Here is a 13,163-nt window from a genome sequence, read left to right on the forward strand (position 1 = left end):
ACCAGCAGCGAGCCCGGCTTCGGACTCGACGTGCAGTTCGCCGAGGACGAGTGGGACAAGACCTATCTGCTCGCCCAGGAGCGGGAGATGCTCGGTCTCTACGTCTCCGACCACCCGCTCTTCGGCCTGGAGCACGTGCTCTCCGACAAGGCCGACGCGGGTATCTCCCAGCTCACCGGCGGTGAGCACGCCGACGGCGCGGTCGTCACCATCGGCGGCATCATCTCGGGCCTGCAGCGCAAGATGACCAAGCAGGGCAACGCCTGGGCGATCGCCACGGTGGAGGACCTGGCGGGTTCCATCGAGTGCATGTTCTTCCCGGCCACCTACCAACTGGTCTCGACGCAACTGGTCGAGGACGCCGTGGTGTTCGTCAAGGGCCGCCTCGACAAACGTGAGGACGTGCCCCGGCTCGTCGCCATGGAGCTGATGATCCCGGACCTGTCCAACGCGGGCGCCAACGCGCCGGTGGTCCTCACCATCCCGGCCACCAGGGTCACCCCGCCGATGGTCAGCCGGCTCGGCGAGATCCTCAGCCACCACAAGGGCGACAGCGAGGTGAGGATCAAGCTCCAGGGCCCGCGCAAGACCACCGTGCTGCGCCTGGACCGGCACCGGGTCAAGCCCGACCCGGCGCTCTTCGGTGATCTGAAGGTGCTGCTCGGCCCGTCCTGCCTGGCCGGCTGAGTCCGGCGGCGGGCAGCCGGGCCGCGACGCCGTGAAGCCGACGAAGGGGCGCACCCACACGGGGTGCGCCCCTCCTGCGTGCCTGGGCTTCACATGCCCTTTTAGTTGTAGCCGAAGCGCTTCTAGTTGTGGCCGAAGCTCTTCTGCTTCTTGCGCGAGGCATCGGAAGGGCTGCCCGCGACGCCCGCCATGGAGGAGTCCGGTTCCTCCGTCGCCGGACGCTGAGCGCGTTCCGCCGAGTGCTCGGCCTGCGAAGCGCGGTTCTGCGGGCCACCCTGCTTGCGGTTCTTGTTCTTGGCCATGGTGATCTGCCTCCTGTGGGGGATCTAGGGGCCAGGGCCGGGATCAGATTCACATACGCTGACATCAACCGCATGTCGGATAATTACCGTGTGTGACAAGGGAGGTGGGCCAGCGGGCCCCGTAAACGCCACGCCGAAGATCGAGTTCGGGCCGTTAAGCCCCGCCCGTTCGGGCAGACTCGAAGGAAGTCCGAAGCAAAACCTCCCGGGAAGAGGGTGAGTCGCGTGGACCGTTGCATCGTCCTGGTGGACGCCGGGTACCTGCTGGGCGCCGCCGCCAGCCTCCTCGCCGGTGAGCCCTCGCGGTCCCGGATCACCGTCGACCACGCGGCGCTGATCCAGGCCCTGCGGGAGAGGGCCGAGGCGGAGACCGAACGCCCGCTGCTGCGCATCTACTGGTTCGACGGCGCCCCGGACCGGGTGCCACAGCCGGAGCACCGCAGGCTGCGCGTGATGCCCCGGGTCACCGTCCGGCTGGGCGCCCTGACCCGCAGCGACGGGCGCTGGGCGCAGAAGGGCGTGGACGCCGCCATGCACGCCGAGCTGACCGAACTGGCCCGCAACCGCGCCTGCTCCGACATCGTCCTGGTCACCGGCGACGGCGATCTGCTGCCCGGGATGATGGCCGCCAAGGAGCACGGCGTCGCCGTCCACCTGTGGGCCGTCCAGGCCGCCGACGGCGACTACAACCAGTCCGAGGACCTGGTCGCCGAGGCCGACGAGCGGCGCGTGCTGGACCGGGCCTGGATCATCCAGGCGGTCCGCGCGAAGGAACTGACCGGCGTCTGCGCCCCGCCGCCCGCGCCGCGCCCCGAGATCGCCGCCATCCTCTCCGCGCCGCTGCCGGACTCCGCGCTCACCGCGGCCGCCGAGCACCCCGCCGAGGAGGCCGCCCACTCGCCGGCCGCCGCCGAGAACGGCGCCCAGGGGCGGTCGGCCGCCCCCAAGGGCGTACCCACCCCCAAGGACCTGGCCGCGCTGCGCGCGCCCGGCGCGCAGGCCGTGCAGCACCCGGCGACCGCCACCCTGAGATGGTCCTCCGACAAGGGCTGGGTGGACCGGCCGGGAGCGGCCGCCGAGCCGCCCGAGATCGCCTCCATGCCCACCCTCGCCCAGCTCACCACCGCCGAGCAGCGGTGGGCGGACCGGGAGGAGGACATCACCACCGTGGGCGGCGACCCGTACGAGGTGGGGCAGGTCTTCGCCCGCCGCTGGATCTCCCGGCTCGGCGACCACAACCACGTGCAGCGGCTGTCCACGATGTACCCGCGCATCCCGCACCGCATCGACGGCGAGCTGCTGCGCTACGCCGCCCGCTTCGGCCTGCTCGCCCACAAGGACGACCAGATCGACGAGCACGACCGTTACGCCATCCGGGCGGGCTTCTGGCGCGAGGTCGACGTCCCGGCGGCCGCCGAACAGCACGCGCCCGCCGCCGACTGAACCCCGCCGGCGGCCCCAAGGGCGAGTAAAGCCGTCCGACCCCGTAGTCTCGTCCCTTGTGAGTACGCGCTCGGCACAGGCACTTCGGTACGACGAGGTCGTACGCGTGCGCGGGCTCACCAAGACCTATCCGCCCGTCAAGGGCCGGCGCGGGACGCCGGGCACCCCCGAGGTGCGGGCCACCGACGGGGTGGAACTCGAGGTGCGGCGCGGCGAGATCTTCGGGCTGCTCGGCCCCAACGGCGCCGGCAAGTCCACCCTCGTGCGCCAGCTCACCGGGCTGCTGCGGCCGGACGCCGGCAGCGTCGAGATCCTCGGCCACGACATCGTCCGGCACCCCCGGCTGGCCGCGCGGATCCTCGCCTACCTGGGACAGGAGTCGTCCGCACTGGACGAGCTGACCGTGGCGCTCGCCGCCGAGACCACCGGGCGCCTGCGCGGCCTGGACGTACGGCAGGCGCGGGCCGAGCGGGACGCCGTGCTGGACGAGCTCGGCCTCACGCCGATCGCCGGCCGGGCGCTGAAGAAGCTCTCCGGCGGCCAGCGGCGGCTCGCCTGCTTCGCCGCCGCCCTGATCGGCCACCGGCCGCTGCTCGTCCTCGACGAGCCGACCACCGGCATGGACCCGGTCGCCCGGCGCGCGGTGTGGGCGGCCGTGGACCGGCGGCGGGCCGAGCGCGGCACGACCGTGCTGCTGGTCACCCACAACGTCATCGAGGCGGAGACCGTGCTCGACCGGGTCGCCGTCCTGGACCAGGGCCGGGTCATCGCCTGCGACACCCCGGCGGGGCTGAAGGAGCAGGTCTCCGGCGAGGTGCGGGTGGAACTGGTGTGGCGCGAGCGGGCGCCGCTGGACGTGCCCGAGGTCGCCGTGCTGCGCGAGCGGGCCGCGGAGTCCGGCCGGCGCTGGACGCTCAGGCTCGCGCCCGAGGAGGCCCGCGCCGTCGTCGCCACGGTGACCGGCGGGGCCGCCTTCGCCGCCCTGGACGACTTCACGCTCGCCACGCCCAGCCTGGAGGACGTGTACCTGTCGCTGGGCGGGGCGGCCCGGCAGGGACTGGTGAAGGCGTGAGCGCTCGGGCCGCGGAATGCGTACGGGTGTGCGCGAGTGCCGTAGGGAAGGTGTGCGCGAGTGCCGTAGGGAAGAGGAGCAGCGCGTCGTGAGTGTCGTACCCGCGGAGGTTGTGCCGGGCGGCGCCCGGACCGTTCCGGAGGCGGCGCGGGGCGCGGCCGAGCTGGGTCCGCCCGCGCGGCTGTGGCCGTCGCTGGTGGCCGTCTACCGGGCGCAGCTCTCCCGGGCCCGGGTGGCCCGTATCCCGCTGCTGTTCGTGGCGACCTTCCAGTCCGTCGGCATCGCCGTGATGATGCGGGGCGTCGTGGACAGCGACAGCGAGGCGCAGTCGGTGGTGGCCGGGTCCTCGGTGCTGGTCGTCGCGTACGTCGCGCTGAACCTGCTGTCGCAGTACTTCGGGCAGCTGCGGGCCAGCGGCGGCCTCGACCACTACGCCACACTGCCGGTGCCGCCGGCCGCGGTGGTGCTGGGCGCGGCGGGCGCGTACGCCTCCTTCACCGTGCCGGGGACGCTGGTGACCGCCGTCTTCGGCTGCGTGCTGTTCGGGCTGCCCCTGTCCAACCTGTGGGTCCTGGTGGCCGTGATCCCGCTCGCCGGGGCCGCGCTCGCCGGGCTCGGCGCCGCCTGCGGCCTGCTCGCGCCCCGGCCCGAGCTGGCCACGCTGCTCGGTCAGCTCGGCATGTCGGCCGCCCTGCTGCTGGGCGTGCTGCCCGCCGACCGGATGCCGGAGATCATCCGTCTCGCGCGGGACCTGCTGCCCTCCACCTACGGCGTGGAGGCATACGCGCGCACCTTCGGGGCACACCCCGACTGGGCCGTGGTCCTGGCTGACCTGGGGGTGTGCGCGGGTGTCGGAGTGGTCTCGCTGGCCGTGGCGGCCTGGGCGTACCGCAGGGCCGCCGTCCGATGACGCGGCCCACGGCGCGACCTGGCACGATGTCAGGGTGACCGCACCGCTGACGCCGCCTCCGCCGCCGCACGACGACTCCGCGCACCAGGTCCGGCAGGCCCCGCCTGCCGGGGCGCCGTTCGCGGGCATGCACGAACAGGACGGCCCTGGGATGAAGACGGAAGTGCGTGAGGCCGCGGTGGTCACCGCGGCGGTGGCGCTGGGCGGGGTGCTGCTCGGGCTGCTGTGGTGGTGGCTGGCGCCGCACGTGCCGCTGATCGCCGACCATGTCGGCAAGAGCTGGGTCGTCTACATCAAGGACACCGAGGGCGAGCAGGCGATCGGCGTGGACGGCACGTTCACGCTGCTGGGACTCGCCTTCGGGCTGGTCAGCGCGGTCGTGGTGTTCCTGTGGCGCCGGCGGGGCGGGGTGCCGCTCGTGGTGGCGCTGGGCGTCGGCGGGCTGCTGGCGTCTCTGCTGGCGTGGCGGCTCGGCGTCTGGCTGGGGCCCGAGCCGGACGTCATAGCCCACGCCAAGGCGGTGGGGAAGGGCGTGACCTTCCCGGCGCCGCTGGACCTCGGGGCGAAGGGCGCGCTGCTGGCCTGGCCGCTGGCCGCCCTGCTGGTCCACCTCGGCCTCACCGCGCTGTTCGGCCCCCGGGACCCCGAGGAGCCCTACCCGGCCTGATCCGGCCCGGCCGGCTCCGCTCAGCCCCGCCCGATCGGCGCCAGCACCGCTTCCGTGAGGGCGGCCAGGTCCGCCGGTGCGAGTTCGACCTCCAGGCCCCTGCGGCCCGCCGAGACGCAGATGGTGCCGTGGGCCGCTGCCGAGTCGTCCAGGACCGTGCGGAGCCTCTTGCGCTGCCCCAGCGGGGAGATGCCGCCCCGGACGTAGCCGGTGGTGCGTTCGGCGAGGGCCGGGTCGGCCATGGCCGCCCGCTTGCCGCCCACCGCCGCGGCCAGCGCCTTCAGGTTCAGCGTGCCGGAGACCGGGACCACCGCCACCGTGAGGGCGCCGTCGACGTCGGCCACCAGGGTCTTGAAGACCCGGTCCGGGGAGACGCCCATCGCCTCCGCCGCCTCCTCGCCGTAGGAGGGGTGGGAGGGGTCGTGGTCGTAGGCGTGGACGGTGTGCTCCACGCCCGCCTCGGTCAGCGCCACGGTCGCGGGCGTGCCGCCGGACTGCTGCTTCTTGGACTTCTTCGCCATCGGGGTGCCGTGTCTCGGTTCGGTTCGCTCAGTTCATGCTGGTCGGCGTCCGCGTCAGCTCGAACGCGGGCAGGGACGGCAGACTACGGATGATCGCCGCCTCCGAGCGAAGGAGTTTCAGCTCGTCCCGGAGGCGGGAGGCGGTGTCCGGCGCCTGCAGCAGCCGCTGCTTCGTCGGCGTGTCCAGCACCATGGCGGCGGCCACCAGGTAGGAGACCACCGAGGGGTCGTCGGGCAGCTCGGTGCCGGCCAGCGAGCGCTCACGGGCGCCCGCCAGGCGCTTCTGGTACTGGCGGAACGAGCGCAGCACGCCCTCGGCCAGCGCGCCGGCCTCGTCGCCGGGCTCCTCGGGCAGCTCCTCCAGCTCGGCCGTCAGGAACGGGCCCGACGCATCCACGGAGAGCAGCCGCACCCGGGTCGTCCCGGTCGCCAGCACCTCGAACGTGCCGTTGTCGCGCTCGCGGATGGTGGCGGCGTCCGCCACGCAGCCCACGCCGTGGAAGGACCTGAGGGGGTCGGGGCCGAAGCCGGCGGCCGGGCCGCGATCGGGCTGTGCCGTCGGATCCGGCATGCCCGGGGCGCTCGGCGCCACCTCGTGGCCGTCGCGGATCGCCACCGCGGCGAACCGGCGCGGTTCGTCCTCGGGGGTCTTCAGCAGCTCGCGCATCATGGCGCGATACCGCTCCTCGAAGATGTTCAGGGGCAGCACGAGCCCCGGGAACAGTACCGAGTTCAGCGGGAACAGGGGCAGGCGGACGGTGGTCACGGCGACCCAGCCTAATGGTCGGCGGCGGCCGCCCGGCCACGGTGCCCGTCCGGCGGCCGTTGCGCGACCCTCACCAGCCCGGAGAGGGCGGCCGGGGGAGCGGCCCCGAGGAGCCCTTCGCGCAGCCGCAGGAACTGGCCGAGCGGGTCGTCGGAGAACCGCTCCCAGGGGAACGAGGTGGCGTACGGGCCGATCAGGTCCAGCTCGGCGCGCGCGTCCTCCCACCGGCCCAGCCGGACCAGGAGGTACAGCAGCTTGTTGCGCATCTCGGCGGGCCACGGGGCGGCCGCGGGGAAGCGGGCGGAGAGCGCCACCGCCCGGTCGGCGGCCGCGTCCAGCCGCTCGCGCGGCACCTCGGGGCCGCAGTCGTCGGTCAGGTAGCCGAAGGCCGCACGGGCCGGCAGGGCCTGCACCAGCGAGCCGGCCGGGGCGTCCTGCGCGGCCAGGTCGGCGAAGTCGAAGCACTCGCGGTGCGAGCCGTGCCAGAAGGTCCCCAGGTACCGCAGCGCGGCCACGTGGCAGCCGTAGTGGTGCGGGGCCCGCCGGACCGCGGCCTCCCACAGCTCCTCGAAGTACCGGTGGCCGGCCCGGGAGCCGCGGGCGTGGTCGAGCGCGATCCGCCACGGCACCGGGTCGCTGTCGTCGGCCCGGGCGGCGGCCGTGATCAGCGGACTCACCTCGCGCAGCAGCTCGGCGCGGGCCGGCGACGGCCAGGCGCGGTCCACCGCGAGCTGAGCGGCCACCAGAGCGGTGCCGGGGTCGCCGGGGGCGGCCGCGCGCCAGGCCTCGAACCACTCGGGGCGGGAGCGGGCGAATGCCGCGAGCCGCCTCGCGTAGCGGTCGCGGTCCTCCCACTGGCCGGCCCCGCGCGTGGCGGCGAGCAGGGCGGAGGCGGCGCCGTACTCCCCCCGCGCGGCCGCGACCAGCGCGGGCGAGAGGCGGTCGTCGGGCGCGTCGAGGACGGCCTCGAAGCCGCCCTGGGGCGGGGCGGCGAGGTGCGAGGCCCGTCGTGTCGTCCGGGTGGGGCGGAGGAACGCCGGCAGCAGAGCCATGGTGTCGACCATTGAAAGACCCAGGTCGGAAGAGCGCCAGAGGGTCCCGCCAAGTCGGGAAAGGTTGTACGACATAGAGTCAAGGACGGGCAAAGGGTGACCCTTCAACCATTGTGTGGGCCTGTCGGCGGGCGCCCTTCCCGTGCGCCCTTCCCCGTGCGCCTCAGTTCCGCCGCAGCAGCCGGGTCGCTCCCGCGGCCACGGTGGTCGCGAGTATCCAGCCCATGATGATCATCGCCGCGGCCAGCCACTGCCAGCCGCCGCGCAACTGCCACTGGCCGACCTGGCCCAGGTCGATCACCGGCAGCAGCAGGTCCAGGGTGAACAGGGCGGGACTCCAGTACGGGTGCTCGCCGGAGTCCACCGGCGGATGCCCGGCGTGCGCGAAGGCGAGCGTGCCCGCCGCCCACAGCACCGCCATCCACACCGCCGCCCGGCCCGGCCGGTAGCCGTAGGCCACGGCCCAGTCCTGCACGACGCCCCAGACCTTGCCGGCCGGCGGCAGCGTCTCGCGACGCCGGCGCTGCTTGGCGAGCAGCACCTCGCGGGCGTCCTCGTCCTCCCCGGCGGCGCGCAGCACCGCGGCCAGCCGCTCGTACGGCTCCGGGTTGTACTCGGCGGTGGCCGCCGCGACCCAGTCGAGCCGCCGGGTCAGCGGGAACGGGCCGCGTGGGACCAGGTTCTCGTAGGTGAAGCCGCCCATGTGCAGGCTGCCCGGGCCCGGCCAGCTCCCCGCGCGGTCCACCAGGTTGACGACCCGCGCGCCGGACAGCTTCACCTGCCCGCGCTGCGGCCGGTCGCCCAGGAACCGCAGCTCCGGCGTCTGCACCCGGCGCAGCGACAGGTCCTGGTCGTCGGTGAGGACGAACCGGGCCCGCTCCAGGTCCACGGCGTCCCCGAACCGGCCGTCGTCCAGTCGCACCCCGCCCTGGCACTCGAAGCGCTGGATCCGCGTCCCGCGCGCCGGGGTCGTCCCGCTCAGCAGCGGACTGCCCACGCCCGCCGGGGTCAGGTACAGGGTGCGCTCCACCGTGAGCTGGGGGGCGTTCAGAGCGAGCCGCGCGTACGGATTGGCCAGTTTCGCCCCCCGCAGGCTCAGCGAACCTCCGACCTGGGCGCCGCGCAGGCTCAGCTCGCCGTACGACTCCAGCAGTTCCGCCTGCAGGTCCTGGCCGACGCTCATGCCGTCGGCGGCGATCGAACGCCCGCTGCGGTCCTGGTACACCACCGCCTGGTTCAGCAGCAGGTCCGTGCCGATGTGCGCGTCGGTCAGCCGCACCCCGTTCCGGAAGCGGCAGCGCGGCAGGTGCAGATCGCCCTCGGTGGTGACCCGGGCCGCCTCCAGCCGGGGCATCGCGCAGTCCACCAGGCGCACGGTGGTGAAGCGCGCCTCGGGCAGCAGGACCTGGTCGTCGAACCGGCAGCCGCGCATCTCCACGTACGGCGTGACCGTGCCGCCCGCCAGGTCCAGCGTGCCGGTGATCCGCATCCCGGCCAGCTTCAGCGCGGACACCCGTCCCGCGAGCGCGGGCGGCCCGTCCAGCAGCAGCCAGCACACGACGCGCGCCCGGACGCTCCGCTCGGGGCCCCAGGGGTGCCCGCCGTGCGGATCGTCCACCGCCGCGTCACCGCTGCTCAGGTCGTACCCGCTGCCGTTGCGGAAGGCCTGCCACATGCCGGCCTCGGCCGCGCTCAGGCCCTCCGGCAGATCTCCGGCGTCACCGCCGGCCCCCTCGGTCACCGCTCTTTCCTTCTTCCTCGCCCATCCACACGCCGCCTGCTCGTACACCCGTTCATGCCCGCTGAGTGACGCCCGGCACACTAATGGTGAAGGTGATCTTCCAGGTTCCGGCCACGTTCTGTATCAGCCATTGATACGCGCGGACGGGTCCCGGTGCGGGTCTGAGAGAATTGAGTCCGTGATCTCCCGAATCGATCTGCGCGGCGACGCCCTCCCCGAGGGCCCCGCCCTGCGCGACCTGCTGCCCCGAGCCGACTTCGACGTTCAGGCCGCCCTGGAGAAGGTGCGTCCGATCTGCGAGGCCGTGCATCATCGTGGCGACGCGGCGCTGATCGACTTCGCCGAGAAGTTCGACGGAGTACGGCTGGAATCCGTCCGTGTCCCGGCCGAGGCGCTCACCGAGGCGCTGGAGGCCCTCGACCCGGCGGTGCGCGCCGCCCTGGAGGAGTCCGTCCGCCGGGCCCGCCTGGTCCACCGCGCGCAGCGCCGCTCGACGCACACCACCCAGGTCGTGCCCGGCGGCTCCGTGACCGAGAAGTGGGTGCCGGTCGAGCGCGTCGGGCTGTACGCCCCCGGCGGCCGGTCCGTCTACCCCTCGTCCGTGATCATGAACGTGGTCCCGGCGCAGGAGGCCGGAGTCGAGTCGATCGCGCTCGCCTCCCCGGCGCAGGCCGAGTTCGGCGGACTGCCGCACCCGACGATCCTCGCCGCCTGCGCGCTGCTCGGAGTGGACGAGGTCTACGCGGCCGGCGGCGCCACGGCCGTCGCGATGTTCGCGTACGGCACCGAGTCCTGCCCGCCCGCCAACATGGTCACCGGCCCCGGCAACATCTGGGTGGCCGCGGCCAAGCGCTACTTCACCGGGAAGATCGGCATCGACGCCGAGGCCGGCCCGACCGAGATCGCGATCCTCGCGGACGACACGGCCGATCCGGTGCACGTCGCCTCGGACCTGATCAGCCAGGCCGAGCACGACCCGCTCGCGGCGGCCGTGCTGGTCACCGACTCCACCGAGCTGGCCGACGCGGTGGAGAAGGAACTGGAGCCGCAGGTGGCGGCCACCCGGCACGTCGAGGACCGCATCCGCCCGGCCCTGGCCGGCAAGCAGTCCGCGATCGTCCTCGTGGACGGCGTCGAGGAGGGCCTGCGGGTGGTCGACGCGTACGGCGCCGAGCACCTGGAGATCCAGACCGCCGACGCCGCCGCGGTCGCCGGCCGGGTGAGGAACGCCGGCGCGATCTTCATCGGCCCCTGGGCGCCCGTCTCCCTCGGCGACTACGCGGCCGGGTCCAACCACGTCCTGCCCACCGGCGGCTGCGCCTGCCACTCCTCGGGCCTGTCGGTCCAGTCCTTCCTGCGCGGCATCCACATCGTCGACTACACCAAGGACGCGCTGGCCGAGGTCGCGCACCACGTGGTCACGCTGGCGGAGGCGGAGGACCTGCCCGCGCACGGCGCGGCGATCAAGGCACGGTTCGGCTGGAAGGTACCGACGAGCAAGTGACCGGCATCGACGATCTGCCCGTACGGGACGAGCTGCGCGGCAAGTCCCCCTACGGCGCGCCCCAGCTGGACGTCCCCGTGCGGCTGAACACCAACGAGAACCCCTACCCGCTGCCCGAGCCGCTGGTCGAGCGGATCGCGGAGCGGGTGCGCGAGGCCGCCCGGAACCTGAACCGCTACCCCGACCGGGACGCGGTCCAGCTCCGCACCGAGCTGGCCAAGTACCTGACGGACACCGGGAACCACCCGCTCGGCGTGGAGAACGTCTGGGCGGCCAACGGCTCCAACGAGGTCATCCAGCAACTGCTGCAGACCTTCGGCGGGCCGGGCCGCACGGCCATCGGCTTCGAGCCGTCGTACTCGATGCACGCGCTCATCGCGCGCGGCACGGGCACCGGCTGGATCTCCGGGCCCCGGACCGAGGACTTCAGCATCGACCTGGCCGCCGCCCGGCGCGCCATCGCCGAGCACCGGCCCGACGTCGTCTTCGTCACCACCCCCAACAACCCCACCGGCAACGCCGTGCCGCCCGAGACGGTCCTCGCGCTGTACGAGGCGGCCCAGGCGGCCAGGCCGTCCATGGTGGTCGTGGACGAGGCCTACATCGAGTTCAGCCACGGCCGGTCGCTGCTGCCGCTGCTGGCGGGCCGGCCCAACCTGGTGATCTCGCGCACCATGTCGAAGGCGTTCGGCGCGGCGGGACTCCGCCTCGGCTACCTGGCCGCCGACCCGGCGGTCGTGGACGCCGTACAGCTCGTCCGGCTGCCGTACCACCTCTCGGCGATCACGCAGGCGACCGCCCTGGCCGCCCTGGAGCACACCGACACGCTGCTGGGCTACGTCGAGCAGCTCAAGTCCGAGCGGGACCGGCTGGTCGCCGAACTGCGCGCGATCGGCTACGAGGTGGTCGAGTCAGACGCGAACTTCGTGCAGTTCGGCCGGTTCGACAGCGCCCACGACGCCTGGCGGAAGATCCTCGACCGGGGCGTGCTGGTCCGGGACAACGGTGTGCCGGGGTGGCTGCGGGTGTCCGCCGGAACCCCGCAGGAGAACGACGCGTTCCTCGACGCGGTCCGTGAGTTGCAGAAGGAGCTTGAGTCATGAGCCGCGTTGGACGCGTGGAGCGCACCACCAAGGAGACCTCGGTGCTGGTCGAGATCGACCTCGACGGCACCGGCCGGACCGACATCGCCACCGGCGTCGGCTTCTACGACCACATGCTCGACCAGCTCGGCCGGCACGGTCTGTTCGACCTGACCGTGAAGACCGACGGCGACCTGCACATCGACTCCCACCACACCATCGAGGACACCGCCCTCGCACTCGGCGCCGCCTTCAGGCAGGCCCTCGGCGACAAGGTGGGCATCTACCGCTTCGGCAACTGCACGGTCCCGCTGGACGAGTCCCTCGCCCAGGTCACCGTCGACCTCTCCGGCCGCCCGTACCTCGTGCACACCGAGCCCGAGAACATGGCGCCGATGATCGGCGAGTACGACACCACGATGACCCGGCACATCCTGGAGTCCTTCGTCGCCCAGGCACAGGTCGCCCTGCACGTGCACGTGCCCTACGGGCGCAACGCGCACCACATCGTGGAGTGCCAGTTCAAGGCGCTCGCCCGGGCGCTGCGCTACGCCTCCGAGCGCGACCCGCGCGCGGCCGGCATCCTCCCCTCGACGAAGGGCGCGCTGTAACCCCATGAACGGTCTGTCCACCGTCCTGATCGTCGTCGGCCTCTTCCTGGTCGGCGGCATCGTCTCCTTCGTCAAGCAGAAGATGCCCACCAGCCTCATCGTGCTGCTCTCGATCGGCGCCGCGATGTGCCTGGTCGCCGGCGTCATGCGGCTGGAGGTGTGGAATTGAGCGCCAAGAAGGTCGTCGTCTTCGACTACGGCTTCGGCAACGTACGCTCCGCCGAGCGCGCCCTCGCGCGCGTGGGGGCCGACGTCGAGATCACCCGTGACTTCGACAGAGCCATGAACGCCGACGGCCTGCTGGTACCGGGCGTCGGCGCGTTCGCCGCCTGCATGCAGGGCCTGCGCGCGGCCCGCGGCGACTGGGTCGTCGACCGCCGGCTGTCCGGCGGGCGGCCGGTGATGGGCATCTGCGTCGGCATGCAGATCCTCTTCGCGCGCGGCATCGAGCACGGCGTCGAGGCGGAGGGCCTGGACGAGTGGCCCGGCACCGTGGCCCCGCTCGAGGCCGACGTCGTGCCGCACATGGGCTGGAACACCGTCGACGCCCCGGAGGGGTCCGAGCTGTTCGCCGGCCTCGACGCCGACGCCCGCTTCTACTTCGTGCACTCCTACGCCGTCCACGACTGGACGCTGGAGACGACCAACCCGGTGATCACGGCCCCCAGGGTCACCTGGTCCACGCACGGCAGGCCCTTCGTGGCGGCCGTGGAGAACGGCGCCCTGTGGGCCACCCAGTTCCACCCCGAGAAGTCCGGCGACGCCGGAGCCCAGCTCCTCACCAACTGGATCGGAACCCTGTAGA

The 13,163-nt window shown here is 73.2% G+C and carries 15 protein-coding genes; 10 read left to right on the forward strand and 5 right to left on the reverse strand.

Annotated features, from left to right (window positions below):
* The coding region (locus ACFQ9Z_RS25800; RefSeq protein ID WP_383023116.1) for an OB-fold nucleic acid binding domain-containing protein at positions 1–687 on the forward strand (687 nt) is incomplete at its 5' end.
* A gap of 122 nt (positions 688–809) precedes the next feature.
* Here ACFQ9Z_RS25800 and ACFQ9Z_RS25805 read toward each other — a convergent pair.
* Complete coding sequence (locus ACFQ9Z_RS25805) at positions 810–989, reverse strand: hypothetical protein (protein WP_383023118.1); 180 nt, start codon at positions 987–989, stop codon at positions 810–812.
* A 225-nt stretch (positions 990–1,214) separates the two neighbouring features.
* On the opposite strand from ACFQ9Z_RS25805, the gene ACFQ9Z_RS25810 reads away from it, so the two are divergent.
* From ACFQ9Z_RS25810 to ACFQ9Z_RS25825, 4 genes are all read left to right on the forward strand, one after another.
* The gene (locus tag ACFQ9Z_RS25810) at positions 1,215–2,432 is read left to right on the forward strand and encodes an NYN domain-containing protein (RefSeq protein ID WP_383023120.1); all 1,218 of its coding nucleotides are present in this window, start codon (positions 1,215–1,217) and stop codon (positions 2,430–2,432) included.
* Positions 2,433–2,490: 58 nt separating this feature from the next.
* On the forward strand, positions 2,491–3,504 hold the full coding sequence (locus ACFQ9Z_RS25815) for an ABC transporter ATP-binding protein (RefSeq protein WP_383023122.1): 1,014 nt from the start codon (positions 2,491–2,493) through the stop codon (positions 3,502–3,504).
* An 88-nt stretch (positions 3,505–3,592) separates the two neighbouring features.
* Positions 3,593–4,414, forward strand: a complete 822-nt coding sequence (locus ACFQ9Z_RS25820; RefSeq protein ID WP_383023124.1) for an ABC transporter permease — start codon at positions 3,593–3,595, stop codon at positions 4,412–4,414.
* A 34-nt stretch (positions 4,415–4,448) separates the two neighbouring features.
* Positions 4,449–5,081 (forward strand): AAA family ATPase, encoded by a 633-nt coding sequence (locus ACFQ9Z_RS25825; protein ID WP_383023126.1) that lies wholly within the window; start codon positions 4,449–4,451, stop codon positions 5,079–5,081.
* A 20-nt stretch (positions 5,082–5,101) separates the two neighbouring features.
* Here ACFQ9Z_RS25825 and ybaK read toward each other — a convergent pair whose 3' ends face one another.
* The 4 genes from ybaK to ACFQ9Z_RS25845 all read right to left on the reverse strand — a co-directional run bounded on the left by ybaK (position 5,102) and on the right by ACFQ9Z_RS25845 (position 9,161).
* Entirely contained in the window at positions 5,102–5,602 is a 501-nt protein-coding gene (gene ybaK, locus ACFQ9Z_RS25830; RefSeq protein WP_383023128.1) for a Cys-tRNA(Pro) deacylase, read from the reverse strand.
* Between the two features lie 28 nt (positions 5,603–5,630).
* On the reverse strand, positions 5,631–6,368 hold the full coding sequence (locus ACFQ9Z_RS25835) for an LON peptidase substrate-binding domain-containing protein (protein WP_383023130.1): 738 nt from the start codon (positions 6,366–6,368) through the stop codon (positions 5,631–5,633).
* 11 nt (positions 6,369–6,379) lie between these two features.
* Complete coding sequence (locus ACFQ9Z_RS25840; protein ID WP_383023132.1) at positions 6,380–7,432, reverse strand: hypothetical protein; 1,053 nt, start codon at positions 7,430–7,432, stop codon at positions 6,380–6,382.
* Positions 7,433–7,583: 151 nt separating this feature from the next.
* Positions 7,584–9,161: an oxidoreductase gene (locus tag ACFQ9Z_RS25845; RefSeq protein ID WP_383023134.1), complete on the reverse strand. Its 1,578-nt coding sequence runs from the start codon at positions 9,159–9,161 to the stop codon at positions 7,584–7,586.
* Positions 9,162–9,339: 178 nt separating this feature from the next.
* Between ACFQ9Z_RS25845 and hisD the strand changes: the two genes are divergently transcribed.
* From hisD to hisH, 5 genes are read left to right on the forward strand one after another with little or no spacing between them, the layout of a single operon-like run.
* Positions 9,340–10,665 carry a histidinol dehydrogenase gene (hisD, locus tag ACFQ9Z_RS25850; protein WP_383023135.1) on the forward strand — a complete coding sequence of 442 codons (1,326 nt, stop codon included), beginning with the start codon at positions 9,340–9,342 and terminating at the stop codon, positions 10,663–10,665.
* The gene (locus tag ACFQ9Z_RS25855) at positions 10,662–11,768 is read left to right on the forward strand and encodes a histidinol-phosphate transaminase (RefSeq protein ID WP_383023136.1); all 1,107 of its coding nucleotides are present in this window, start codon (positions 10,662–10,664) and stop codon (positions 11,766–11,768) included. Before hisD ends, ACFQ9Z_RS25855 begins: the two co-directional genes overlap by 4 nt.
* Complete coding sequence (hisB, locus tag ACFQ9Z_RS25860) at positions 11,765–12,358, forward strand: imidazoleglycerol-phosphate dehydratase HisB (RefSeq protein ID WP_143636382.1); 594 nt, start codon at positions 11,765–11,767, stop codon at positions 12,356–12,358. The genes ACFQ9Z_RS25855 and hisB overlap by 4 nt, the downstream gene beginning before the upstream one ends.
* A 4-nt stretch (positions 12,359–12,362) precedes the next feature.
* The gene (locus ACFQ9Z_RS25865; RefSeq protein WP_174266455.1) at positions 12,363–12,527 is read left to right on the forward strand and encodes a hypothetical protein; all 165 of its coding nucleotides are present in this window, start codon (positions 12,363–12,365) and stop codon (positions 12,525–12,527) included.
* Positions 12,518–13,162 carry an imidazole glycerol phosphate synthase subunit HisH gene (gene hisH, locus ACFQ9Z_RS25870; protein ID WP_383023139.1) on the forward strand — a complete coding sequence of 215 codons (645 nt, stop codon included), beginning with the start codon at positions 12,518–12,520 and terminating at the stop codon, positions 13,160–13,162. Before ACFQ9Z_RS25865 ends, hisH begins: the two co-directional genes overlap by 10 nt.
* Position 13,163: the final 1 nt, after the last annotated feature.

It is taken from the genome of Streptomyces sp. NPDC056580 (assembly GCF_042793175.1).
Lineage (GTDB): Bacteria > Actinomycetota > Actinomycetes > Streptomycetales > Streptomycetaceae > Streptomyces.

Coding starts and splice junctions, on each gene's coding strand:
- ybaK (WP_383023128.1), bottom strand. CDS start 5,602: ATGGCGAAGAAGTCCAAGAAGCAGCAGTCCGGCGGCACGCCCGCGACC.
- ACFQ9Z_RS25805 (WP_383023118.1), bottom strand. CDS start 989: ATGGCCAAGAACAAGAACCGCAAGCAGGGTGGCCCGCAGAACCGCGCT.
- hisB (WP_143636382.1), top strand. CDS start 11,765: ATGAGCCGCGTTGGACGCGTGGAGCGCACCACCAAGGAGACCTCGGTG.
- ACFQ9Z_RS25840 (WP_383023132.1), bottom strand. CDS start 7,432: ATGGTCGACACCATGGCTCTGCTGCCGGCGTTCCTCCGCCCCACCCGG.
- ACFQ9Z_RS25865 (WP_174266455.1), top strand. CDS start 12,363: ATGAACGGTCTGTCCACCGTCCTGATCGTCGTCGGCCTCTTCCTGGTC.